25 protein-coding genes, 1 pseudogene and 1 riboswitch are annotated in these 23,261 nt (G+C 43.0%); of the genes and pseudogenes, 8 read left to right on the top strand and 18 right to left on the bottom strand.

The window, feature by feature from the left end; genetic code table 11:
- The 16 genes and pseudogenes from CKO50_RS19895 to CKO50_RS19825 form a co-directional block, all read right to left on the bottom strand.
- Nucleotides 1-953: pseudogene (locus CKO50_RS19895) on the bottom strand (FecCD family ABC transporter permease); the annotation flags it as partial.
- Nucleotides 950-1,747, bottom strand: a complete 798-nt coding sequence (locus CKO50_RS19890; protein WP_095729568.1) for an ABC transporter ATP-binding protein — start codon at nt 1,745-1,747, stop codon at nt 950-952. The pseudogene CKO50_RS19895 and the gene CKO50_RS19890, both read right to left, overlap by 4 nt.
- 69 nt (nt 1,748-1,816) lie before the next feature.
- Nucleotides 1,817-1,972, bottom strand: a riboswitch (cobalamin riboswitch).
- Nucleotides 1,963-2,562 (bottom strand): histidine phosphatase family protein, encoded by a 600-nt coding sequence (locus CKO50_RS19885; protein WP_095729567.1) that lies wholly within the window; start codon nt 2,560-2,562, stop codon nt 1,963-1,965. It overlaps the preceding riboswitch by 10 nt.
- 80 nt (nt 2,563-2,642) lie before the next feature.
- Nucleotides 2,643-2,855, bottom strand: a complete 213-nt coding sequence (gene nqrM / locus CKO50_RS19880; protein WP_010372193.1) for a (Na+)-NQR maturation NqrM — start codon at nt 2,853-2,855, stop codon at nt 2,643-2,645.
- 184 nt (nt 2,856-3,039) lie between these two features.
- Nucleotides 3,040-3,279, bottom strand: a complete 240-nt coding sequence (locus CKO50_RS19875; protein WP_176474715.1) for a DUF1496 domain-containing protein — start codon at nt 3,277-3,279, stop codon at nt 3,040-3,042.
- Nucleotides 3,279-3,428, bottom strand: a complete 150-nt coding sequence (locus CKO50_RS24115; RefSeq protein WP_176474714.1) for a hypothetical protein — start codon at nt 3,426-3,428, stop codon at nt 3,279-3,281. Before CKO50_RS24115 ends, CKO50_RS19875 begins: the two co-directional genes overlap by 1 nt.
- 76 nt (nt 3,429-3,504) lie before the next feature.
- Nucleotides 3,505-4,542, bottom strand: a complete 1,038-nt coding sequence (locus CKO50_RS19870; protein WP_095729565.1) for an FAD:protein FMN transferase — start codon at nt 4,540-4,542, stop codon at nt 3,505-3,507.
- Between the two features lie 108 nt (nt 4,543-4,650).
- Complete coding sequence (nqrF, locus tag CKO50_RS19865) at nt 4,651-5,877, bottom strand: NADH:ubiquinone reductase (Na(+)-transporting) subunit F (protein WP_039493746.1); 1,227 nt, start codon at nt 5,875-5,877, stop codon at nt 4,651-4,653.
- Between the two features lie 20 nt (nt 5,878-5,897).
- Complete coding sequence (nqrE, locus tag CKO50_RS19860; protein WP_010372198.1) at nt 5,898-6,506, bottom strand: NADH:ubiquinone reductase (Na(+)-transporting) subunit E; 609 nt, start codon at nt 6,504-6,506, stop codon at nt 5,898-5,900.
- A gap of 10 nt (nt 6,507-6,516) precedes the next feature.
- A complete protein-coding gene (locus tag CKO50_RS19855; RefSeq protein ID WP_010372200.1) occupies nt 6,517-7,149 on the bottom strand; it encodes an NADH:ubiquinone reductase (Na(+)-transporting) subunit D in 633 nt (210 codons plus the stop codon).
- Nucleotides 7,149-7,898: a Na(+)-translocating NADH-quinone reductase subunit C gene (locus tag CKO50_RS19850; RefSeq protein ID WP_095729564.1), complete on the bottom strand. Its 750-nt coding sequence runs from the start codon at nt 7,896-7,898 to the stop codon at nt 7,149-7,151. The genes CKO50_RS19855 and CKO50_RS19850 overlap by 1 nt, the downstream gene beginning before the upstream one ends.
- Nucleotides 7,888-9,090 carry an NADH:ubiquinone reductase (Na(+)-transporting) subunit B gene (locus CKO50_RS19845; RefSeq protein WP_017216396.1) on the bottom strand — a complete coding sequence of 401 codons (1,203 nt, stop codon included), beginning with the start codon at nt 9,088-9,090 and terminating at the stop codon, nt 7,888-7,890. The genes CKO50_RS19850 and CKO50_RS19845 overlap by 11 nt, the downstream gene beginning before the upstream one ends.
- Before the next feature lie 2 nt (nt 9,091-9,092).
- Complete coding sequence (locus tag CKO50_RS19840; RefSeq protein WP_010372207.1) at nt 9,093-10,436, bottom strand: Na(+)-translocating NADH-quinone reductase subunit A; 1,344 nt, start codon at nt 10,434-10,436, stop codon at nt 9,093-9,095.
- Nucleotides 10,437-10,878: 442 nt separating this feature from the next.
- Entirely contained in the window at nt 10,879-12,069 is a 1,191-nt protein-coding gene (fabV, locus tag CKO50_RS19835; RefSeq protein WP_095729563.1) for an enoyl-ACP reductase FabV, read from the bottom strand.
- A 105-nt stretch (nt 12,070-12,174) separates the two neighbouring features.
- Nucleotides 12,175-12,489: a BolA family transcriptional regulator gene (locus CKO50_RS19830; RefSeq protein WP_095729562.1), complete on the bottom strand. Its 315-nt coding sequence runs from the start codon at nt 12,487-12,489 to the stop codon at nt 12,175-12,177.
- Nucleotides 12,490-12,534: 45 nt separating this feature from the next.
- The gene (locus tag CKO50_RS19825; RefSeq protein WP_095729561.1) at nt 12,535-13,128 is read right to left on the bottom strand and encodes an alpha-ketoglutarate-dependent dioxygenase AlkB; all 594 of its coding nucleotides are present in this window, start codon (nt 13,126-13,128) and stop codon (nt 12,535-12,537) included.
- Nucleotides 13,129-13,166: 38 nt separating this feature from the next.
- On the opposite strand from CKO50_RS19825, the gene CKO50_RS19820 reads away from it, so the two are divergent.
- The 4 genes from CKO50_RS19820 to CKO50_RS19805 are packed head-to-tail and all read left to right on the top strand — an operon-like array spanning nt 13,167 to nt 16,871.
- Complete coding sequence (locus tag CKO50_RS19820; protein WP_095729560.1) at nt 13,167-14,297, top strand: methyltransferase; 1,131 nt, start codon at nt 13,167-13,169, stop codon at nt 14,295-14,297.
- Nucleotides 14,298-14,301: 4 nt separating this feature from the next.
- Nucleotides 14,302-14,859 (top strand): YajG family lipoprotein, encoded by a 558-nt coding sequence (locus tag CKO50_RS19815; RefSeq protein ID WP_095729559.1) that lies wholly within the window; start codon nt 14,302-14,304, stop codon nt 14,857-14,859.
- The gene (locus CKO50_RS19810) at nt 14,859-15,476 is read left to right on the top strand and encodes a peptidylprolyl isomerase (RefSeq protein ID WP_095729558.1); all 618 of its coding nucleotides are present in this window, start codon (nt 14,859-14,861) and stop codon (nt 15,474-15,476) included. The genes CKO50_RS19815 and CKO50_RS19810 overlap by 1 nt, the downstream gene beginning before the upstream one ends.
- A 9-nt stretch (nt 15,477-15,485) precedes the next feature.
- Nucleotides 15,486-16,871, top strand: a complete 1,386-nt coding sequence (locus CKO50_RS19805; protein ID WP_095729557.1) for an MFS transporter — start codon at nt 15,486-15,488, stop codon at nt 16,869-16,871.
- A 45-nt stretch (nt 16,872-16,916) separates the two neighbouring features.
- Here CKO50_RS19805 and CKO50_RS19800 read toward each other — a convergent pair whose 3' ends face one another.
- Nucleotides 16,917-17,159, bottom strand: coding sequence for a helix-turn-helix transcriptional regulator (locus tag CKO50_RS19800; protein ID WP_017216404.1), 243 nt, complete (start codon nt 17,157-17,159; stop codon nt 16,917-16,919).
- A 736-nt stretch (nt 17,160-17,895) separates the two neighbouring features.
- Complete coding sequence (erpA, locus tag CKO50_RS19795; RefSeq protein WP_095729556.1) at nt 17,896-18,234, bottom strand: iron-sulfur cluster insertion protein ErpA; 339 nt, start codon at nt 18,232-18,234, stop codon at nt 17,896-17,898.
- 338 nt (nt 18,235-18,572) lie between these two features.
- Between erpA and CKO50_RS19790 the strand changes: the two genes are divergently transcribed.
- The 4 genes from CKO50_RS19790 to hemL all read left to right on the top strand — a co-directional run bounded on the left by CKO50_RS19790 (nt 18,573) and on the right by hemL (nt 23,143).
- Nucleotides 18,573-20,255: a chloride channel protein gene (locus tag CKO50_RS19790; RefSeq protein WP_095729555.1), complete on the top strand. Its 1,683-nt coding sequence runs from the start codon at nt 18,573-18,575 to the stop codon at nt 20,253-20,255.
- A 20-nt stretch (nt 20,256-20,275) separates the two neighbouring features.
- A complete protein-coding gene (locus tag CKO50_RS19785; RefSeq protein ID WP_095729554.1) occupies nt 20,276-20,710 on the top strand; it encodes a CopD family protein in 435 nt (144 codons plus the stop codon).
- Between the two features lie 123 nt (nt 20,711-20,833).
- Complete coding sequence (locus CKO50_RS19780) at nt 20,834-21,850, top strand: aspartate carbamoyltransferase (RefSeq protein ID WP_095729553.1); 1,017 nt, start codon at nt 20,834-20,836, stop codon at nt 21,848-21,850.
- 12 nt (nt 21,851-21,862) lie between these two features.
- Entirely contained in the window at nt 21,863-23,143 is a 1,281-nt protein-coding gene (hemL, locus tag CKO50_RS19775) for a glutamate-1-semialdehyde 2,1-aminomutase (protein WP_095729552.1), read from the top strand.
- The last annotated feature ends 118 nt before the right edge of the window (nt 23,144-23,261 follow it).

The following is a 23,261-nucleotide window of genomic DNA, read 5'->3' as shown; positions in this document are numbered from 1 at the left end:
CACGCTGCCAATGGCGGCGGTGATCACCCCCACAGGAAGTTCCTGATTATCGATAAGCGTGCGCGACAATACATCCACCCATAGCATCAAAAGCGAACCGCAAAGCGCGGTGGCCACAAGCCCAATGACCTTTGCTTGCGAGATAAAAAAGCGCACGATATGCGGGATCATCAAGCCTACAAATCCGACTCCTCCGCACGCAGCCACAAGTACAGCGGTGAGTAAGGAGCTCAATAACAACATACCTATTCGCACTCGTTCTACATTCACGCCAAGCGTGGTAGCACTCTCATCTCCAAGCAACAAGGCGTTGAGTGGCCGACGCATCACTAAAAGCGTGATAAAACTCAGCAACACGGCCAAACAAGGAAGCCATAGCCATTGCCAGCTCGCCCTTGCAAACGAGCCTAGATTCCAAAACAAGATTGCACTGATGGCTTGAGGATCACTCCAATAAAGCAATAAGCTAGTAAAGGCACTGAACAGAAAAGAAAGTGCGACGCCCGCCAAGAGCATAGTTTCTACCTGCTGTAGCGCATTGCGATTTGCCACAAATAAAAGTAGTAAGATAGACAGCAAACTTCCGACAAATGCAGCCCCAGACATCATTAGGCTAGACTGTGCACCAAATAGCGCGATAAGCACCACCACACCGAATGAAGCACCTGAAGAAATACCAAATAAATAAGGATCAGCTAGCGGGTTACGCGTCACGGTTTGTANCCCGCTATCGCCAGTCCTGCTCCCGCACTCATCGCCAGTAACGTCCGTGGCAGACGAAGCTCAACTACCACCCGTTGTTGAAGTACGCTGGGATCGAAATTAATAATCGCTTGTATAACCGTATGCCAAGATAAATCAATCGCACCGATCTTAAGTGCCATCAGCATGCTAAAACAGCACAAGGCCAATAGCAGTATCGATATCAACGCGATCCGCTTTGCGGCAATCATAATTGATACCCGTAATGAAAGCGTATATGTGGGATCTCACTGTTATTTGGCGGATGACGGACAGTAGAAACCTCTGCGCATACCCCAAAAACTTGGCTTAATAGGGTTTCGTTAATGACTTCAAGTGGCGACCCATCTGCAACAAGCTCACCGTTATTTAATACTAATAAGCGATCGCACAAGGCGCTAGCCAAATTTAAGTCGTGAAAAGACGCAATGATAGTAACACCAAGCTGTTTGGCCAGCTCCATAATTTGGATTTGATATTTAATGTCCAAATGGCTGGTGGGCTCATCCATTATCAATACTTGAGGCGCTTGCACCATGGCACGTGCGATCATTGCCCTTTGCTTCTCCCCACCAGACAAGGAGCTAAAACATTGCTCTAATTTATGGCTCAATCCAACCTGCTCAATGGCATGTAAGATTGCCTGTTTTTCAGCAGCCGTCGTTGTCGCGAGCAGTGATTTGTTCGGTGTTAGCCCCATCAATACCATATCAAATAATGGCAGAGTAAACTCAGCGGGGATCTCTTGTAGCACCACAGCAACATGTCTCGCGTAGGCTTTACGTCCATAACTAGCTAACGGCTTACCATTGAAAAGTAGCGCCCCAGAACTTGGTGCTGTGTATTGATATAAAGTGCGCAGCAAAGTCGACTTTCCAGCACCATTCGGTCCGAGCAAACCAATAAATTCACCCGAATTAATAGCAAAGCTGAGTGCCTTTAAGATGGCTTTACCACCAAGCTGCACGCTAAGTTTATCGACTTGAAACTGTGGAGTAACTGCCATAGCACCTCTGATTGGGCACGGCAAAGTAGTAGCTTATAGACAAGCGACAACTTTGACTTAAGTCTGCCCGCTTAAGTATATAGATAGGCCTTGGTATCTGACTTATGCAAGAGGTAACACTCATACACTTACAGTTGCGGGGACAGTTGAGGACTCACACCTCATTCCCAATATCTGCCTATCACGAAATTTGCAATATTATGAAGTCTAGACGTCTAAAATACAACTTTTGGCCAAGCAGTTTGGCTGCTGTCGTAAAACACCTCAACTTTTACTATACCCGCATAAGGAATATCTATCTTCGATTGGTATGCAGTAAGCTCAGGCGATAGGTCGAGAATAAGTGCTACAAGCGCTTTTATTACTCCGGCATGCGCTACGACGGCGGTACACTCTTCACTTGGCGATTCCAAAATGCTGTGCCACCATGTGGCAACCCGATGATGAAAATCATACATAGACTCGCCCTCAGGAGGCGTGTGCAGCCAAGGGTTTTGCCAAAAATCGCCAATACTTGGAGATTGGGTTTCTCGCCAAAGCGTATCATAGGACTGTCCATCCCATAATCCAAAATCAAATTCGGCGAGATTTGGCTCCACCTCAACGGGGAGTTGATACTGCTTTGCAAAGGCTGTAGCTGTATTCAGACAGCGCTGCCTTGGAGAGCTAATAATACGCTGCAGACCACTTAGGCTCGTTAACGATTGCAGCAATTGCTGAACACCAGTACTACTGAGTTCGGGATCTGTCACTCCAAGTAAATGGCCTGATAGGGTCGTTTCACCATGACGAACAAAATATAGCTGCCGCTGCATTTTTACTTAACCTGAGGTTTATTACCCAAAAAGCAAAAACGCAAGCTAAGCTTGCGTTTTCAATTAATACCATTCTACGGTTATAGGATCTGGTTTTCTTTCCACATCTCTTCTTTTGCTAACCGCTTTTTGCGTTTGTCGCATGGATCGTCGCAATCACAAATTTTGTCAATGCCCATTGAGCCCAAACCACCACAGCTACTTGCCATGGATTTCTTTTGTACGATAACGCCTACTGCCATCGCAACAGCGATAAGCATAAGTAAACCGAAAGTAAGGAGGAATAAAGACATTATCTAGCCCCTTTTATTGCTACATTGAATTGAGTGACGACGCACAAATTATACGCTTTCATGGCGTCACTCACAATTAAATTATGGGGTGTTGTAACAATATATGTTTCATAGATAATGACTCAAAACTTCTTCACATACAAAAAAGCCGCGGGCGACGGCTTTAAATTTTATAAATTAATATTTACTGATTTACCCAAATCAAAGTGCCCTCTGAACCAACTTCACAAACTTTTATGCTTGTGTCTTGCTTCATCACAGCGCCTTTCGAATATTCTTGGTCAGCATAATAGCAATATTTTTTGCCATCATACGTTTTAACCTCAACATTTAAGGCATGCTTTTGCTCATCAAACACCTCGTCATTCGCAAGTACAAATGAAGAAGTGCTAATAATTGCCAAAGCTAATAATAATTTATTCATCACACCCATTCGCCTCCTTGACATGTCTTACCGTTGAATTCAGCGCCCTCGGAAAAGCGTCTACCATTATAGTAACAGTCACCACCGCTTACTTTTTTTAAGTCAACTAGCTTCAATTGTTTAAACTTTTTTAGATTTTTTTTAGACATATTTATTTCCTTAAATTAGACATATTTTCCTCCTTAAATGGAGCTTGATAAATGTAAGTAAAAAAACAACACCCCGTCAACCTTTGTTTATATATTGTTTAAATTCTTCACTCGCGTAACTCTTGATCCCTTCAGGACTTTTATACATCAAATACACGGGGAGTTGATGCTCAGTGGCATACGCCTTTGCACGCTCCGTGCCCATCACAGTCAATGCTGTTGCTAGGCCATCAGCCGTCATCGCAGATGGATGTAGTACCGTTACCGATACCAGCTCATGTTTAACTGGGCGACCCGTTGTTGGGTCAATAAGGTGTGTAAAGGTTTCACCGTCCATTTCATAAAAAATACGGTAGTCTCCTGAAGTTGCAATACCGTTTTTACCAGGCTCTATCACGCGGTGAATTTGGCGTTGACCAACAGGCGCATCGGGTTTCTCGATAGCAATACGCCACTCACCATCCGGCTTCTTGCCAGAAACGCGAAGCTCGCCACCGATTTCTACCATATAGTCATGAATATCATGACTCTCAATCACCTCAGCCACCTTATCTATGCCATAGCCTTTAGCGGTTGCAGAAAATGATAATTCCAGCCCCGTAACTGTTTTCGCAAGACCACGGTCATTTAAAATAAGCTTATCAACACCTATACGAGTGCGCATATCGTCTAACTCGACCTGTGACGGACGCATTGTTGGTCTTTTGTCAGGACCAAATCCCCACAAATCGATAAGCGGTCCCATCGTAACATCAAGCGTTTTGGTCGACTTTCCAAGGCGGATAGATTCAGCAACTACCAAGCGAAAGTCTTCACTGATAGGCATAACGGTATTTGCGGCTAAACGGTTAAACTGGTTAATCTCAGAATTTGGGATATAGGTGGACATAGATTGATTAACAGCCTTTAATGCTTGCTCAACCTCCTCGTGCAACTGCGCTTGTTCGAGCGGCTTTTCACCGGGGAATACCTTGATGTTGTAAGTCGTGCCCATGGTTTTACCAGACAGCACGATCTCCTTGGCTTCAGGTTTGGCGTCTTGGCACCCTGTTAAAAAAACGAATAAAAACGAAATAATAAAAAATCGAGATAAAAAAGCGTAACTTGCTTGCATCAGAACTTCCTGAGTTTAGTACCAACGGGTATAAAAAAGCCCTCGAGCAAAGCATTTTGCTGGAGGGCTGATATTCTAACTTAAGTTCATTGTTAGACCGAAACCTAATTAACCACCGAAGTCATCAAGTAGGATGTTTTCGTCTTCAACACCTAAGTCTTTAAGCATGTTAATAACTGCCGCGTTCATCATTGGAGGACCACACATGTAGAACTCACAATCTTCTGGCGCTTCATGGTCTTTAAGATAGTTTTCAAAAAGTACGTTGTGGATGAAGCCAGTGTAACCTTCCCAGTTATCCTCTGGTTGAGGATCAGAAAGTGCAACATGCCATTCGAAGTTATCATTTTCTTCTGCTAGGCCGTCAAAGTCTTCCACGTAGAACATTTCACGCTTAGAACGAGCACCGTACCAGAAAGACATCTTACGCTTAGAGTTTAGACGCTTAAGCTGATCGAAAATGTGTGAACGCATTGGCGCCATACCAGCACCACCACCAACGAATACCATTTCTGCATCAGTGTCTTTCGCGAAGAATTCACCGAATGGACCAGAAATAGTCACCTTATCACCTTCTTTAAGTGACCAAATGTACGATGACATCTTACCACAAGGCAATGTTAGGTTATTTGGCGGCGGAGTTGCGATACGTACGTTTAGCATGATGATGCCAAACTCTTCTGGATAGTTAGCCATTGAGTACGCACGGATCGTTTCATCGTCAACTTTAGACTCTAGCTTAAAGAAACCAAAACGTTCCCAGTCAGCACGATATTCTTCAGGAATATCATAGTCTGCATATTTAACATGGTGAGCTGGTGCTTCAATCTGAATGTAACCACCGGCACGGAAAGGTACAACTTCACCTTCAGGGATGCCTAGTTTTAGCTCCTTGATGAAAGTTGCTTTGTTATCGTTAGAGATAACAGTACATTCCCACTTTTTAACACCGAAGATTGATTCTTCAACTTCGATTTCCATGTCGTTTTTAACATTAACCTGACACGCTAGACGACAGCCTTCACGTGCTTCACCTTTAGAGATGTGGTCAAGTTCGGTTGGTAGAATATCACCACCACCCTCTTTAATATGTACGCGACACTGACCACATGAGCCACCGCCACCACATGCAGACGATACGAAAATACCCGCGTTTGCAAGTGCACCTAGTAGCTTACCGCCAGCAGGAGTCTTGATCGCTTTTTCAGGATCGCCGTTAATATCAATTGTAACGTCACCGCTTGCTACAAGCTTCGATTTCGCTGCAATGATGATAAGCACTAGCATCACAACGATAGCGATGAACATGCTTACGCCTAATACAATAGTTTCCATCGTATAGTTTCCTCGCTACCTTACAGTGAAATACCAGAGAATGACATGAAGCCAAAGCCCATTAGACCTACAGTAACAAAGGTAATACCTAAGCCACGTAAACCATCAGGAACGTCTGCATACTTCATCTTCTCACGAATACCTGCTAACAATACGATAGCAAGTGCCCAGCCCACACCTGAACCTAGACCATAAACTACAGATTCACCGAAGTTTAAGTTACGCTCAACCATGAATGATACCGCACCGAAAATCGCACAGTTAACTGTGATTAGCGGTAGGAAGATACCAAGTGCGTTATATAGCGCAGGGAAGAACTTGTCCAATGTCATTTCTAGAATTTGTACAAGCGCTGCGATTACACCGATAAACGTCAAGAAGCGTAGGAAGCTAAGATCCACTTCAGGGAAGCCTAACCATTCCAATGCGCCCGGCGCTAGCACTGCGTGATAAACCAAGTTGTTTACTGGTACAGAGATACCAAGAACTACAACTACCGCAATACCTAGACCTAGCGACGTTGTTACTTTCTTAGATACCGCCAAGAAAGTACACATACCTAAGAAGAAAGACAAAGCTAAGTTTTCAATGAAAACTGCTTTTATAAATAAATTGATATATTGTTCCATCTCTCTCCCCTTATGCCTTCGCTTCTACTTGCTCTTTCTTCCAAGTACGTAGTGCCCAAATAAATGCACCTACGATGAAGAACGAACTGAATGGCATAACTAGTAGACCCATAGGCTGATACCAACCACCTTCAGAGATAAGTGGTAAGATTTCAACGCCAAACAATGTGCCCGCACCGAATAGCTCACGGATAAAGCCAACTGTTAGAAGTACAACAGAGTAACCTAAGCCGTTACCAATACCGTCAAGGAATGACATTGTTGGTGGTGACTTCATTGCGTATGCTTCTGCACGACCCATTACGATACAGTTAGTAATGATAAGGCCGATGAACGTTGACAGTTCTTTTGCTGTTGAATAAACAACGGCTTGAAGCACTTGGTCTACAACGATTACTAAAGATGCAATAATCGTCATTTGGACAATGATACGCACACTTGAAGGAATGTGATTACGGATCATTGAGATAAATAAACTTGAAAACGCAGTAACCAATGTCAACGCAATTGACATGATAAGTGCATTTTTAAGGCTTGAAGTTACCGCTAGTGCAGAACAGATACCCAACACTTGCAGTGCAATCGGGTTGTTCGCAAAAACAGGACCAAACAAGACTTCCTTCATTTCTTTTGCATTAGCCATTAGTTCAATGCTCCTTTACGTACTTTCGCAAGGAATGGACCAAACGCTTTGTCGCTTGTCCAGAAATCTACTGTATGATCAACACCATTAGAAGTAAGTGTCGCACCAGATAGACCATCTACCTTGTGTTCGTTACCGCCAGCACTACCTTTAACAACGTCGATAGGAAGCTCTTTACCTTCCCAAAGTGCAGTCCACTTAGGGTTTTGGATTTCGCCACCAAGACCAGGAGTTTCACTGTGCTTATAAAAGTTGATTGACTTAATCGTCTCACCATCAGCTTCTAGCGCAAGGAAGCCATACATCACACCCCAAAGGCCATAACCTTGGATTGGTAGAATGATAGTAGACACTTTACCTTGGTCATCTTTTGCAAAATAAACTGGAGAGTTATTTGTGATACGTTGAATACCCGCTTTGTCTTCTTCTTTTGAAAGCTTGTAACTACGTTTGGCATCAAACTTAGTCGCTTCAAAATCAAAAGTTTCCGCTTTAACGTCTTCAACAAACTCACCCGTTTTAAGACTAACAACACGTGATTCGATATTTTGGTTAAAAACTTCAGATACGTTTTTAACTTTATCGTAGCCAGCAACGGCTAAAATGTTACGTTGAATATCTTCGTTTTTGTTTGCTTGCTGCATAGGACGAAGCTGAACCGAAGCAAAAGATACTACGATTGCACACACTAAACATAAGCCAACAACTACGCCGAGCGTTTTGCCCATTGATTCATTATTAGTTGACACGTGCCAATCTCCTCTTCACATTTGACTGCACTACGAAGTGGTCGAATAGTGGAGCAAAAAGGTTAGCGAATAAGATTGCTAACATCATGCCCTCTGGGTATGCCGGGTTAACAACACGGATAAGCACAACCATTACACCGATTAGTGCACCGTATAACCACTTACCTTTGTCTGTGAACGACGCAGATACAGGGTCTGTTGCCATAAAGAACATACCAAATGCAAAACCACCAAGTACTAAGTGCCAGTGCCAAGGCATAGCAAACGCAGCATTTGTTTCAGAGCCAATTGCATTTAGAACGAATGACATTACAACCATACCAATGAATGTACCTAGTACGATGCGCCATGAAGCGATACGAACATAAACAAGGAACAAACCACCAAGTAAGATTGCTAGTGTTGATGTTTCACCTACAGAGCCTTGGATAAAGCCGTAAAACGCGTTAAACCAAAGGTCCATATTGCTGTAGTCTAGTGAACCTGCAGTCGCTTGACCTAAGTAAGTTGCACCAGAGAACGAATCAACAGCTGTCCACACTGTGTCACCAGAAATGTCAGCAGGGTACGCAAAGAATAAGAACGCACGGCCTGCAAGTGCTGGGTTTAGGAAGTTACGACCTGTACCGCCGAAGATTTCCTTCGCGATTACAACACCGAACGTAATACCTAAAGCAGCTTGCCATAGCGGAATTGTTGCAGGCAGGATAAGCGCGAATAACACTGAGGTTACGAAGAAGCCTTCGTTTACTTCGTGCTTGCGAACTGACGCGAATAACACTTCCCAGAAGCCACCAACCGCAAACACAGTTGCATAAATAGGCAAGAAGAAACACGCACCATAGAACATCTTGGCGCCCCACCCGGCATCAGCGGTTAATTCTCCGCCAAGCGCTTGGAAGATAGCTACCTGCCAAGTATTAGCAAGCTCAAAACCGTTACCTAGTGCAAGTGCAGCTTGGTGACCGATGTTGAACATACCAAAGAACATTGCAGGGAACGTCGCCATCCACACTAAAATCATAATACGTTTTAGGTCGATGTTATCACGAACGTGCGTTGCACCTTTGTTTACATAACCAGGAGTATAGAAGATAGTTGCTACGGCTTCGTAAAGCGCGTACCACTTCTCGTGTTTACCACCAGGTTCAAAGTGAGGTTCAATGTCTTCTAAAAATTTCTTTAAGGCCATTTTTAACCTTCCTTCTCGATAGTAGTCAGGCAATCGCGCAGGATTGAACCGTACTCATATTTGCCCGGACATACGTAAGTACATAGTGCTAAATCTTCTTCATCTAGCTCTAGTGCACCCAACGAAATCGCAGAATCTAGATCACGTGAAATAAGATCACGTAATAATAGCGTTGGCAAAATATCGAGTGGCATAACACGCTCATAGTTACCGATTGGTACCATCGCACGCTTAGAACCACCAGTAGACGTTGTCATCTTGAACAAACGGCTAGGTGTTAAGTGTGAAATGAATGTACGTGTTACTGAGAATTTGTCACTACCCGGAGCGATCCAGCCAAATAGCTCTTTCTCGCGACCTTCAAGTAAAACTGATACTTGAGTATGGTAACGACCAAGGTAAGCGTGAGGGCCAGTTGCTGTTTTACCAGCTAACACAGAGCCAGAAATGACTCGGTTATCACCGTCTTCAAGCTCGCCTGCAACTAAATCTGTTAGCGACGCACCGACATGAGTTTTTACTAAGCGAGGGTTCTTAACTCGAGGACCTGCTAGAGCAATAACTCTGTCTGAGTAGATTTCACCTGTCAGGAACAACTTACCAAACGCGATGACATCTTGATAACCAATGTGCCAAACTTGCTTGTTTGTACCTACAGAATCTAGGAAGTGAATGTGAGTACCCACGTTACCTGCTGGGTGCACACCTGCAAACTCATGAACTTCTACTTGTGAGATAGAAGAACTAGGTACGTTAGCACCCGCTTTCTTACACACAAATACTTTGCCTTCAGTCAAACGAGATACCACCGCTAGACCCGCTTCAAACGCTTCCACGTTTTCTGCGATGATAACAGCAGGATCTGCTGCTAACGGATTAGTATCTGTTGCTGTCACAAAGATTGAGCTAGGTGTTGCACTCGGCACAGCGACACGGCTGAATGGACGTGCACGAAGCGCTGGCCATTGACCAGACTCAATTAGCACTTCCTTCACTTTTTCAGAGTCTAAGTTGCTTAAATCAGCAGCTGAAAACTTCTCGAAAGTGATTTGCTCGTCGCCTTGAACTTCGATCACAACGGATTGAAGTACACGCTTAGCACCACGGTTAATTTCTTTAACTACACCAGAAGCTGGCGCAGTAAACTTGACGCCTGGGTTCTTTTTATCTTCAAAAAGAACTTGGCCTTTTTTGACTTGGTCATCCACACGAATATGCATGGTAGGACGCATACCGATGAATTCTTCACCTAGCACAGCTACTCGTTTGACAGCAGAACCATCATGAATAACTTGCTGAGGTGCGCCCTCTATTGGTAAGTCCAGACCTTTTTTTATGTTGATCATACGCACTTGCATTACATTAACGGAAAGAAACTGAAAATATCTTTAGTCACCACAGCGCCACCTCGTTTGTACTAAGTATTAGGTATAAAGAGCAGAAAGTTATGAGTCCGGATAGGGTTCCCAAACAAGCCCCTTTAAAATACCTCTCAACGCGCACAAAAAAGCAGCGTCGTGATAAAAGTCCTCACATATTTCTCTGATTTTAACATTAATCGTACTGAGTATGCGAGTGGAATTATGAAATTAATACGACTTTAACGTGGATTTAGATTAGTTGAAAAATCCATCACTGGAAGGAGTATAGACCAAAGTTGCATAGATAAAATTTTTCTTACCCTAATCTGCAAAATAAGTAAAAATTCACGGTCAAACAAAAACGGGCAAAGTACCAATTCGCACTTTGCCCGCAAAATCACAAACCGTGAAATCACAAACCGTGAAATTAAACGAGGTGATTAATTTCTACCGTTGCATCCACATCAGCTTCGTAATCTACGCCGTCAACCCCGAAGCCGAATAGCTTCAAGAATTCGTTGTGATAACCAACATAATCCGTCAGTTCATCAATTGTATCAGTATCAACAGTATCCCAAATAGTTTGCACACGAGCTTGAACGCCGTCTTCTAGTTCTTTATAGTTTTGGAACAAGTGACCGCCATTATCAAAGCGTGGTGATTGACCATATAGATTTTCAGTAAACAACCCATGAATTTGCTCGATTGTCCCTTCATAAGTTCCATCACCTTTCATCACTTTGAATAGCGCAGAGATATAAAGAGGCATAATTGGAATAGCAGAGCTTGCCTGCGTCACTACTGCATTCAGTGAAGACACATAAGCTTCGCCTTTAATATCAGCAGTGGTTTCGCGAATTGCCAGCGTCGCACGGTCCAAGTCTTCTTTTGCTTTACCAATAGTCGCATGACCGTATATCGGCCAAGTCAACTCTTTACCAATATAAGTGTATGCCGTTGTCTTGAAACCATCAGCCAGTACATCAGCTTGCTTAAGCGCATCAATCCAAAGTTCCCAGTCTTCACCACCCATCACTTTAACCGTATTGGCGATTTCATCTTCGTTCGCGGCTTCAACCGTCATTTCATCAATAACGCGCTTTGAAGTATTCAAGTTTTTAGTTGTGATAGCTGAGCCAATTGGCTTAAGTGTTGAAGAATAAACTTCATCAGATTTAGGGTCTTTGCGACGAGGAGACGCAAGGCTGTATACCACTAAATCTACTTTACCCAATTCAGCTTTAATGGTGTCGATGGTTTTTTGCTTCAACTCATCAGAAAACGCATCGCCATTGATATTTTTAGACCACAAACCCGCTTCTTCTGCAGCTTGTTGGAAGGCAGCCGTATTATACCAACCCGCTGACGCGGTTTTCTTTTCTGAACCTTCTTTTTCAAAGAAGATACCTAGCGTTTTCGCACCGGCACCAAATGCAGCCGTGATACGCGATGCCAAGCCATAACCTGTCGATGCACCAATCACTAATACATTCTTAGGACCATTTTCGATTTGGCCTTGTTGTTTTACGTACTCAATCTGTTCTTGAACGTGTGCCGCACAGCCTACCGGATGCGCATTGGTACAAATAAATCCACGAATTTTTGGTTTGATGACCATAAGAGATCCTATCCATTGATTTGATACAAAATAAAAGTGAGATTGGACTCACTTTATTAAAATTACTGCGTAGTGTACTGGCAGATATGTAAAACACACATCTGATCAGCTATCGAACTTAGAACCACCCAAGCATTTTGGTGACTCAGGCGCCTGACCTTCCTTTTCTGAAAACTCTTCTGGTGTATAGGCATGAATGGCCAAAGCGTGAATATGGTTTTGCAGCTCATTTTTTAGCACTTCATTGATCTTTCGATGACGTTGCAGCAGCCTCTGGCCGATAAATTGTTCGCTTACAACAATGACTTTAAAGTGAGACTCTTCGCCACGGCTGTGCATATGGCTTTCATTAATAACGTTCAGATGCTTGCACGCAACGGCTTCAGCTATTTTGTCATAAATCTGTGATTGCATTGACATTATACTTTGTCTCCTAGAGCAATTCGTGACGCTACTATACGCCGTTCAGCGCGTATTTCCAACACTTCGGAAGGTGAGATTAATGCGACCTTGGGACACCTTGCTCTGCTTTGGCAAAGCATGTTGATAGTCGCGCTGACTATCACCTTGCATTATCAATAAGCTACCTGTTTCCAATAAGATATCGGTTACACAGTGGCTGACTTTGTGGCGTATTTTAAATTTGCGGGTCGCGCCAAGCGACAGTGAAGCAATTATGGGCGTCAAACCGAGTTCGGGTTCATCATCACTGTGCCAGCCCATGCTGTCTTGACCATTACGATAATAATTGGCCAATACCGCATTAAAAGGAATATTAAATCTGCGTTCTAGCGTTTGTCTGATCCCAATCAATACCGAAGGCCAAGGAGCATTTTCAAGTCGCTTTCCCGAATAACTATAGTGCACATCAGGGTCGGCAATAAAGCGTTCAAGTCGAGGCGTTTGATGGGTCTTACCAAATAAGGTGATGGTATTTTGCTGCCACGCAAGGGTATTCAGTAGTACATTATATAGCGCTAGACTTTTATCGAAGCTAATAGCCTGTGCTTGATAGCTAAAACCGCACGGCAAGTTCCGTGCTTTGTCTACTGCTCTCATGTTAAACTACCCGCTGCTTTTATTTATAGAACATTCACATGACGACTGATGCAATTCTAGCCGGAAACCCTTTTACGCTACATAGGTTTCCACTCGATCAAAAAAATCGCAGCTTACAAGCTTGGGATTCAGCCGACGAATACCTGTTAGATTATGTCTTTGAACATCACCGCGATGCAAACCGTATTCTCATTCTCAACGATAGTTTTGGCGCATTATGCTGTGCACTTGCTGACAAACACTGTACGGTAGTAACCGACTCTTATGTAAGTACCCTCGCCTATGAGTATAATTTAGAGGCCAACGAACTTGCGGACGCTAAGGTTGATGTACTCACTAGCATGGATGAGCTGCCAAAAGATATCGATCTGATATTAATAAAAATTCCCAAAAATTCAGGGCTATTGCAAGCGCAGCTTGCACAGTTAAGTAAACTGACTACGGACATTCCCGTAATTGCGGCTGGCAAAGCAAAAGAAATTCACACTTCAACTTTAAAAAGCTTTAGCCACTTTTTGACAGAGCCAACGACTAGCTTAGCGGTAAAAAAATCGCGCTTGGTATTCAGCAAGACGTCAGCCAAAGCCATTGATAGTAAATTCCCTGTGTCTTGGCCGCTGGAAAAAACTGATTTTATCTTGTCGAATGAAGCAAATGTCTTCTCACGAGACTCTCTTGATATTGGCGCACGTTTTTTTATCAATTACCTTCCTATGGGTAAGAAACCATTGAAGGTCATTGATCTCGGCTGTGGTAATGGTGTCATCGGATTGATGACGCTCGCAAAAATGCCAAATGCCACCGTCACCTTTATCGACGAGTCCGCGATGGCAGTGCATAGTGCGGAGCAAAATATCGTGAATAACCTACCCGAGCGTGTTGCTGATTGTCAGTTTGTTCAAAATGACTGCCTTACGGGTTTTGAAAATTACGGTGCGGATCTGATACTGTGTAACCCACCATTTCATCAGGCCAACGCAATCACCGATCACATTGCTTGGCAGATGTTTTTACAAGCTAAGGCTGCGCTTCGCCATGGGGGTGAGTTAAGAATTATCGGTAACCGCCACTTGGAATACGACGATAAACTCAAGCGTTTGTTCGGTAACAGCAAAACACTAGGCAACAACAAAAAATTCACTGTTTTAAGTGCAATAAAAAGGAGCTAACTTCATGCGTTTTTCATTGCTGATTATTTTGCTAACCTTGATACTCGTGGGCTGTGAAAGCTCACCACGCAGTGTCATTCTTCATCCGGAATATCAAGGACCTTCGTCAAACGCGCTTGCCGCCAACGTGGCGGTCAAAGTAAACGATCTACGAACCACAAAATACACCATTCGCGTGAAAAACCAAGAACCCGCACTTTACGTACCTGATGCTAATTTACCAGTTAATTTCAATCAGGTATTAACGCAAGCACTCACTGCACATGGCGCGCAAATAACACCGGTTGCTGCAATGCAAGTCACTGTGGATATCAATCGCTTTAAAGCCATTATTGATGAATCTTTCTCGACTCATCAAAGTGATGCTGATGCTGACGTCACCGTACTGATAAAGCAAGGCACTCGCAGTTTCAAAAAGCAATATAAAGGTAGCGCTAATTTAAATGGTCCACTAAAACACGACCAAGCCAAAATCGAAGAACAGCTCAACAATCTAGCTCAACAGGTTGTGACTCGAATCGTTCAAGATCCTGAATTTATTCAATTTGTGAGAGGAAGTTAATGAAAAAAATAATTCTAAGCTTAACCATCCTATTATTAAGTATGAATGTATTTGCCGAAATGAACGGTAAATTCGTACAAAAGAATAATCTATTCCCTCGAGTTCAAATCAATACTAGTAAAGGGCCGATTATTGTCGAACTAGACAGATCGAGAGCGCCTATTACAGTGAATAACTTTTTAACTTACGTTATCAACAAAGACTATAACGGCTCTGTCTTTCATCGAGTTGAGCGTGATGAAGCCAACGAAAAAGACTTTGTTATCCAAGGTGGAGGTTACGACAAAGAGTACGATGGTATGTTTGAGCGCGAAGCTATCTTCAATGAAAGCGGTAATGGTTTGAAAAATGATATGTATACCATTGCCATGGCCTACCAAGACAACAAACCACACTCAGGTACCAGACAGTTTTTCTTTAATATGGATAACAACGATCACTTGAACCCGGGTAGAGGCTGGGGTTTTGCCGTGTTCGGGAATGTGTCTGAAGGCTATGAAACACTGGACGCGATTATGAAGGTGGAAACCGGCTACAATGAAAAGCTTGGCTATACCTTTATACCTAAAGAGCCCGTCATTATTCTTTCAGTCGAAGTATTAAAGCAGCCAGAGTAATACCCTTTTATGTTGATATCATCTAGCTTTTCACAATATCTTGGTTATTACAAAGACAAACGTCTATTAACTGTCTTTGCTTTTGGAATAAGTAGTGGTTTTCCTTGGGTATTGATTGGCTCGGTGATGTCAGCTTGGCTTAAAGATGAGGGGTTAAGCCGTAGCACCATTGGCCTATTTGGCCTAGTATATGGCGCCTATACTATCAACTTTTTGTGGTCCCCACTCGTTGACCGAATAAAAATCCCCCTGCTGTATAATCGCTTAGGGCAAAGACGAAGTTGGATAGCAAGCTGCCAACTCATAATTATTATTGCCACCTTTACATTAGCTACAATTTCAATTAAAGACCACCTTTCACATGCTGCATTATTGTGCTTTATTATTGCATTATTTTCAGCTACTCAAGATATTGCAATAGATGCTTATCGCATCGACATTTTGCCAGAAAATGAAAGTGAAAAGGCAACGGCAGCGGCAGCGATGGCGACTTCAGGTTGGTGGTCTGGCTATGCCTTACTTGGTGCAATTCCATTCTTTATGGCTGATTTACCCGGCTTTAGTTGGCCCATTATCTACCAGATGCTAAGCGTCATCGTAGTGTGTTTGTTAGTTGTCACTTTGTTGGCAAAAGAACCAAAATCTCATCGCGAGCAAGTGCAAGCTCAGCTACAGAAGAGCTACGAGCAAAAACTTAACCACAGCGCTTCGTCAAATGCTTCCAAAAAGATCTATGCCTGGCTTGCTGTAACTCTGATTGAACCCTTTAAGCGGTTTTTTGAAAAGAATGGGGTTAAAACGGCATGTGCCCTACTCGCCTTTATTTTCCTATTTAAGATAGGAGAGGCTTTCTTAGCCCGTATGTCCATTGTATTTTATAAAGAAGTGGGCTTTACAAACACCCAAATCGGGCAATATTCAAAGCTTGGTACCGGTGTGATCACTATCGTATTTGCTTTTCTTGGCAGCATCTTTAACCATAAATACGGTATCGTAAAGGGCTTATTTATTAGCGGCGTTGCTATGGCCGCATCAAATTTAATGTTTTCTTGGATTGCGATTGTAGGTCCTAAAGAGCACCTTTACGCGCTGGCAATTGTCGTGGACGGCTTTACCCAAGCTTGGTCACTAGTTGCGATGGTGGCATTTATTTCTATGCTCTGTGATAGAGCATTTAGCGCAACCCACTATGCCTTACTTGCATCACTTGGCAGCTTAGGCCGAACCGTGCTATCGGGCTATAGTGGTTTTGTGATAGATGATTTACTTGGAGGTAATTGGGCACTCTTCTTCGCGCTAACTGCGCTTATGGTGCTTCCATCATTATTGTTTTTATATTTAATTCGGCATAAGCTTTATGCCATTGAAAAGGCGTATCATGCTAACAAAAACTAGAGGTGCAGGTCCTTGCACCTTTTACGTTTTTTGCTAACTAAACGCTTATTGATCTTCTTTGATTAGCTGTAAGCCTTCATAAGGATCAACTTCTAACGCTTCGCAGTAACGTAAAAACTCAATGACATCCAATCGACGCTCTTGGTTTTCAATTTTACCGATGAATGAATGAGGCGTACCTAACACCTGCGCAAGACTGCGCATCGTGTGACCTTTCTCGTGGCGTTTCGATTTTAGCCACTTTGTTAGTTTGCCGTTTTCTTCAGAAGAAACCGTTTTACCCATCATAATTAAACATCTCCTACTAGATGAAAGACTAAATTATCTAAATGAAATATGCCCGTCTCATTTAGTTATTATCTAAATATTACAGTTGTATCTTATCGAGGAACTCTACAATGCAAAATGTTAAGCCTGTATGAACTCAGTATTTTGCCCTTAGAACTCGCTCAAGCCTACAGTTTACCCCGAATGCGGTACAACTTACCAGCTAGCTGAGATAAGTTATGCCAAGCCAGTAACACGTAGACAAAATGTTAACTTGTCCCTATGTACCCAATTAGGTATAGACTAAAACACGAGTAACACCTAATTAATTTTTTACTTTTTCTTAATTCATTAAGGGTTGTAATATCCAGTAACACTTTAACAAATTTTTTAAAAAATGTACCAGTATTTGAAATAAATTATTTTTCTTTAAAAAATAAAAACTTACAGCTAACATTTACTAAGTGATTAAAAAAGAGGCTATTGCTAGATGATTCGATTACTGTTTTTACTGCCAATTCTATTGTGCTTAGGCTGGATTTACTTCCTTCGTTCTAACCGCGTGCCGCTTAAGCAAGGGAAAAAAGGCTTTATCTACATCTTAGTATTTTCATCTTTTGTTTTAGGCTTTTTTGTCTTAATGATGTATCTAACAGGTAGTTTGTGACGAATAAAGCGAATTGAGTTGTGATGGATAGAAACAAAAAGAGCCATGACAAAAGCATGACTCTTTAGTAAAACGTAGCGCGAATAATGTCTAGACGCTAAAACTTGCGCCACAGCCACAAGTGGTTGTGGCATTGGGGTTGCTCACAAAGAAACGTGCGCCCTCAAGCCCTTCAGTATAATCTACAATACCGTCAATTAAATACTGAATACTCATTGGATCGACAACCATAGTGACACCGTTTTTTACGATTTCTAAATCACCCGGATTTACTTTTTCATCGAAAGTGAAACCATATTGAAAGCCTGAGCAACCGCCACCCGTTACATAGACGCGTAGCTTAAGATTGGCATTCTCTTCTTCTTCAATAAGTTCCTTTACGCGGCTTGCAGCAGCGTCAGAAAACTGAATTGGTAATTGTTCAGACATAGATTTAGACCCCTAATCCTGTAATCTGCAAATTATCTAATACCTGAGTATTTTAATCAAGTATAGCGTTTGTACCAGTTATCTTTGATAAATGATCCATTTTTAGAAGAAAGAACTCCTCGCTCACCTGTTAAAACGTTTTTATTTATTTTTTTTGTCATTAAGAGATTCTTAACTCTGCACGTGACCTGCTATTGAATGTATTTTGATATAAATTGGTATCTATATGCTTAACCAAGGAAAATATGACTATTGCCTTAGTTAAGTTGCGTTGGCACAAGGACTTAGTATAAAAAATTTGATATTCTTAAACGGTTTACTATTGTGGAATGACGTTCATGTCGTTGGATACATTAAGACGAAGCCTTGCAAAACCTAAAACTTCAGCGCAACTGTGCCTACTTGGTGCCGGTGCAGGCCTACTTGCGGCGATACTTATCATTGCTTTTCGTCTTACTATTGAATTAATCCAAGGCACATTTCTCGATAAACCTGATGACTTTACTGAGCTTTCTGAGCTACATCGGCTATTTTTGCCTGTGCTTGCTGCGCTACTCATCGCTGTGTTTGCCGCCTTAACAGGGTTTAAGCATTATCGTTTGGGTATTCCATATGTGATCAATCGGATCAAACACCACTACGGTCATATGCCAATTTGGAATTCTGCTAACCAATTTTTTGGTGGTGCCGTTGCTTTGATCAGTGGCTTTTCTGTTGGTCGAGAAGGACCATCTGTGCACATGGGGGCAACAGCAGCTAGCATTCTGTCAGAGCGTTTACATCTACCACTCAATGCCGCGCGAACTTTAGCTGGTTGCGGTGTAGCTGCAGGTATTGCCGCCTCATTTAATACCCCGCTTGCAGCGGTGATATTCGTCATGGAAGTCGTGCTCAGGGAGTATAAAATCCACATTTTCGTTCCCGTGATGTTGGCTTCAGTGATCGGTGCAATGAGCACACAATATGTGTTTGGTAATAGTTCCGAGCTGGCACTCATTCATATCACTCCGTTGAGTTTTTGGCATTACCCTTATTTAATTATTTGTGGTGCTGCATTAGGAGCGGTTGCTTTTGCCTTCAATCAAAATCTAATGCTGATCATCAAAACCTTTAAACCCATCAGCATGTTTCCTCGTCTTTTATTAGCGGGTTTAATTGCGGGATTAATTGGCTATGCCGTACCGGGAGCCATGGGCTCAGGTATGAGCGCAATCACCCAAGCCGTTGAATCTCCCCACAACTTACAACTACTTACCACAATATTGATTGCCAAACTAATGGCGACTTTATTTGCAATTGGACTTGGTATTCCCGGTGGCATTATTGGTCCAGTGATTGGGCTTGGGGTTATCATGGGCACCTTAATGTCTTTCTTTGCTCAATTTATTGAACCAAGCGTCGATGTTGCGGGAACTTATGGTGTACTCGGTATGGCTGGCTTACTTGCGGCGACTTTGCACGCGCCGCTTGCTGCACTTACTGCGGTGATGGAGCTGACTTCAAACCCAAAAATAATCGTTCCAGCTATGCTGGTGATCACCACAGCTTACGTTACGGCTTTGCAGGCATTTGGCAACCGCTCTATTTTTATACAACAACTGGACTTTCAAGGACTGCCTTATCAAGTATCCCCAGCAAATGAGGCATTGCAGAAAGTGGGGATAGTGGCTGAGATGGATGAGAATTTTAAACTGCTCTATTCCGATGACAAAGAGCAGATAAAGGAAACCCTATCCGCGGTTGATAGCCAAACACCGCTCATTGTTTATGATGAACAAAGCGGCTACCGCTTAGCCGAATACGATTTAAACTTGATCTCCGAGGGCAGCGTATCGGTCTCTTATATCGAGCTGCAAGGACTAAGCACACAAGCGACCTTAGCAGACGCCTTTGATGTGCTAAAAGACAAGCGTTCGGGCGCGGTGTATATTTATAATCAAAAGGATGATAAACAAATACTTGGATTATTGCGATGGGACCAAATTCGTCACATACTCACCACCAGAAACAGTTTACTCTAGTCTAAAAAGTGGAATTTATAATGAGCTTATTGCTAACGTATAAAGCCTTACATATCTTTTTTATGATTGCCTGGTTTGCAGGGATTTTTTATCTGCCACGCCTATTTGTATATCATGCGATGACGGAAGAAAAATCTTGCAGCTCAATGCTAAAAATCATGGAGCGCCGTCTGCTCTTTTTTGTAACCCCATTTGCTATTCTCACCGCTGTGTTTGGGGTCTTAACGATTACAGAATATGGACGTGAGTGGTTTAAGCACAGTATGTGGCTACACTACAAGCTGACTTTAGTGATTTTACTCTATATGTATCATGGTTATTGCTTTAAATTACTTGCCGACTTCAAACATGATCGCAATCGTAAAAGTGACAAGTTCTATCGTTTTTTCAATGAATTTCCCGTATTAATCCTATTAGCCATTGTCTTTCTTGCCGTTTTAAAACCTGCACTGTAACCGTGCATTATTGGGGGTACTTGGGTATAATATGCGCCCAAGTAACCGCCCACAGTCTGCGTGTTATCTGGTTGGGTAAGCGACCTGCAACCCGGTAGTCAATTTGTCTTTAGGAATCGCCAAATGTTCAGTTTCCAAGGTGAAAACATTCTTTCTGTCAATCAACTAGACAGAGATTCTATTGAACACATCTTCTCCATTGCCAAAAAAATGGAACCCTATGCTAAAAAGCAAAAACGTACTCAAGTACTCAATGGGGCGATTTTGGCAAATCTATTCTTTGAACCAAGTACGAGAACACGCGTAAGTTTCGGCACCGCATTCAACCTGCTGGGCGGCCTAGTCCGTGAAACCACAGGTATGCAAAGCTCAGCACTGGCAAAAGGCGAATCTTTGTATGATACCGCCCGTGTGATTTCCGCTTATGCTGACGCCGTGGCAATGCGCCACCCAGACGCAGGCTCAGTTGCCGAGTTTGCAACTGGCTCCGACGTTCCTGTCATCAACGGTGGCGATGGCCCTAATGAGCATCCAACTCAAGCACTGTTAGACTTACTGACAATTGACCGAGAGCTTAGCCGCTTTGGTACTGGAATTGACGGCATGCACATCGCGCTAGTCGGTGATTTAAAATATGGTCGCACCGTGCATTCTTTATCAAAGTTACTTAGCCACTACAAAGATATCCGCTTTACAATGGTTGCACCGGATGGCTTACAAATGCCTCAGTCTATTTTAGATGTCGTAGACAATGCCGGTCACCGTGTTGAAGTCGTGTCTAAGATGGAAGGCAATTTAGCCGCCGATATCGTTTACCAAACCCGCATTCAAGAAGAGCGTTTCCCTTCTCAAGAAGAAGCAAACAAATACCGTGGCGGTTTTAGGATCAGCCAAGCAATTTACGACGCTCACTGTAAACCAAGCTCAGTATTAATGCACCCATTACCACGCGATAGCCGCAGCGATGCAAACGAGCTAGACAACGACCTAAATAACAACGACAACCTAGCTATCTTCCGCCAAGTTCAAAATGGTGTATTGATCCGTATGGCACTTTTTGCCCTAACGCTAGGTGTTGAAAACCAAGTGGAAAAATACGAGGTAGAAGTACCTTGGTTTAGCCGCAAACGTGAAAGCTAAAAAGGATCGACAATGACAATCAGTCAAGACTTATTCAAACGCGCCCAAGACTCAATCCCTGGAGGCGTTAACTCTCCTGTTCGCGCTTTTAATGGTGTAGGTGGTACGCCACTATTTATCACCAAAGCCGAAGGCGTTCACACCTTTGATGCCGATGGTAAACAGTACATTGATTATGTGGGTTCTTGGGGCCCAATGATCTTAGGTCATAACCATCCAGAGATTAAAAAAGCAGTGCTTGAAGCGGTTGAAAATGGCCTATCGTACGGCGCGCCGACGGAAACTGAAATCCTAATGGCGGAAAAAGTAAAAGCGCTAGTACCATCTATTGAAAAAGTACGCATGGTAAGCTCTGGTACAGAAGCGACCATGAGCGCTATTCGCCTTGCTCGTGGTTACACCGGCCGCGATAAAATCTTAAAGTTTGAAGGCTGTTACCACGGTCACGCTGACTCTTTGCTTGTTAAAGCAGGCTCAGGAGCTCTAACCATGGGCGTGCCTAACTCACCGGGTATTCCTGCCGATTTTGCCAAGCATACGCTAACGGTTTCCTTTAATAATCTTGATGAAGTAAAAGCGATTTTTGAGCAGTACAAAGATCAAATCGCCTGTGTGATCATCGAGCCAGTTGCTGGAAACATGAACTGTATTCCACCGGTAGAAGGCTTTTTAGAAGGCCTGCGCGAAGTATGTACTAACAATCAAAGTGTGCTTATCTTTGATGAAGTCATGACAGGCTTTCGTGTTGCACTTGGTGGTGCTCAACAATACTACAACATCACCCCAGACTTGACCTGTTTAGGCAAAGTGATTGGTGGCGGTATGCCAGTGGGTGCGTTTGGTGGTAAAAAAGAGATCATGGATTACATCGCACCTGTTGGTCCCGTTTATCAAGCAGGTACGTTGTCTGGTAACCCAATTGCCATGGCTGCCGGTTTAAAAGCGCTAGAGCTGCTTTCAAAAGAAGGGCTACACGCAGCGCTTGAAGCTAAGAGTAAAACCCTGTGTGAAGGCTTCCAAGCGGCTGCTGATGAAGCAGGTATCGCGCTTACGACTAACTACGCAGGTGGTATGTTTGGCTTCTTCTTTACTGACGCTAAGAAAGTAACCAGCTATCAGCAAGCAACTGAATGCGACCTAGAGCGCTTCAAAAAGTTCTTCCATCTGATGCTAGATGAAGGCGTTTATTTAGCCCCATCTGCATTCGAAGCGGGTTTCGTGAGCACAATACATTCTGACGAAGAAATCGCTAACACTATCAATGCTGCAAAGCGTGCATTTGCCAAGTTGTAATCACAGATTACAACCCATATTAGTTTGTATTTAAAAAGCCCGTTCAGGGCTTTTCAGATTGATGATAAACCCCGCTTTTTTAAGCGGGGTTTATTTTTCCCAGTTGTTGGAGCAGTTT

It is taken from the genome of Pseudoalteromonas sp. HM-SA03 (genome assembly GCF_002289345.1).
Classification (GTDB): domain Bacteria; phylum Pseudomonadota; class Gammaproteobacteria; order Enterobacterales; family Alteromonadaceae; genus Pseudoalteromonas.
This window is presented reverse-complemented; position numbering and strand designations above follow the sequence as displayed.

Excerpts from the sequence above, each read along its gene's own strand:
- fabV (WP_095729563.1), bottom strand. The coding sequence starts at position 12,069 with ATGGTCATCAAACCAAAAATTCGTGGATTTATTTGTACCAATGCGCAT.
- CKO50_RS19780 (WP_095729553.1), top strand. The coding sequence starts at position 20,834 with ATGTTCAGTTTCCAAGGTGAAAACATTCTTTCTGTCAATCAACTAGAC.
- CKO50_RS19810 (WP_095729558.1), top strand. The coding sequence starts at position 14,859 with ATGAAAAAAATAATTCTAAGCTTAACCATCCTATTATTAAGTATGAAT.
- nqrM (WP_010372193.1), bottom strand. The coding sequence starts at position 2,855 with ATGTCTTTATTCCTCCTTACTTTCGGTTTACTTATGCTTATCGCTGTT.
- CKO50_RS19890 (WP_095729568.1), bottom strand. The coding sequence starts at position 1,747 with ATGGCAGTTACTCCACAGTTTCAAGTCGATAAACTTAGCGTGCAGCTT.
- CKO50_RS19790 (WP_095729555.1), top strand. The coding sequence starts at position 18,573 with ATGTCGTTGGATACATTAAGACGAAGCCTTGCAAAACCTAAAACTTCA.
- CKO50_RS19815 (WP_095729559.1), top strand. The coding sequence starts at position 14,302 with ATGCGTTTTTCATTGCTGATTATTTTGCTAACCTTGATACTCGTGGGC.
- CKO50_RS19830 (WP_095729562.1), bottom strand. The coding sequence starts at position 12,489 with ATGTCAATGCAATCACAGATTTATGACAAAATAGCTGAAGCCGTTGCG.
- CKO50_RS19845 (WP_017216396.1), bottom strand. The coding sequence starts at position 9,090 with ATGGCCTTAAAGAAATTTTTAGAAGACATTGAACCTCACTTTGAACCT.
- CKO50_RS19855 (WP_010372200.1), bottom strand. The coding sequence starts at position 7,149 with ATGGCTAATGCAAAAGAAATGAAGGAAGTCTTGTTTGGTCCTGTTTTT.
- CKO50_RS19820 (WP_095729560.1), top strand. The coding sequence starts at position 13,167 with ATGACGACTGATGCAATTCTAGCCGGAAACCCTTTTACGCTACATAGG.
- CKO50_RS19870 (WP_095729565.1), bottom strand. The coding sequence starts at position 4,542 with ATGCAAGCAAGTTACGCTTTTTTATCTCGATTTTTTATTATTTCGTTT.
- CKO50_RS19875 (WP_176474715.1), bottom strand. The coding sequence starts at position 3,279 with ATGAATAAATTATTATTAGCTTTGGCAATTATTAGCACTTCTTCATTT.
- CKO50_RS19805 (WP_095729557.1), top strand. The coding sequence starts at position 15,486 with ATGTTGATATCATCTAGCTTTTCACAATATCTTGGTTATTACAAAGAC.
- CKO50_RS19840 (WP_010372207.1), bottom strand. The coding sequence starts at position 10,436 with ATGATCAACATAAAAAAAGGTCTGGACTTACCAATAGAGGGCGCACCT.
- CKO50_RS19825 (WP_095729561.1), bottom strand. The coding sequence starts at position 13,128 with ATGAGAGCAGTAGACAAAGCACGGAACTTGCCGTGCGGTTTTAGCTAT.
- erpA (WP_095729556.1), bottom strand. The coding sequence starts at position 18,234 with ATGTCTGAACAATTACCAATTCAGTTTTCTGACGCTGCTGCAAGCCGC.
- CKO50_RS19800 (WP_017216404.1), bottom strand. The coding sequence starts at position 17,159 with ATGATGGGTAAAACGGTTTCTTCTGAAGAAAACGGCAAACTAACAAAG.
- hemL (WP_095729552.1), top strand. The coding sequence starts at position 21,863 with ATGACAATCAGTCAAGACTTATTCAAACGCGCCCAAGACTCAATCCCT.
- nqrF (WP_039493746.1), bottom strand. The coding sequence starts at position 5,877 with ATGGAAACTATTGTATTAGGCGTAAGCATGTTCATCGCTATCGTTGTG.
- CKO50_RS19785 (WP_095729554.1), top strand. The coding sequence starts at position 20,276 with ATGAGCTTATTGCTAACGTATAAAGCCTTACATATCTTTTTTATGATT.
- CKO50_RS19885 (WP_095729567.1), bottom strand. The coding sequence starts at position 2,562 with ATGCAGCGGCAGCTATATTTTGTTCGTCATGGTGAAACGACCCTATCA.
- CKO50_RS24115 (WP_176474714.1), bottom strand. The coding sequence starts at position 3,428 with ATGTCTAAAAAAAATCTAAAAAAGTTTAAACAATTGAAGCTAGTTGAC.
- nqrE (WP_010372198.1), bottom strand. The coding sequence starts at position 6,506 with ATGGAACAATATATCAATTTATTTATAAAAGCAGTTTTCATTGAAAAC.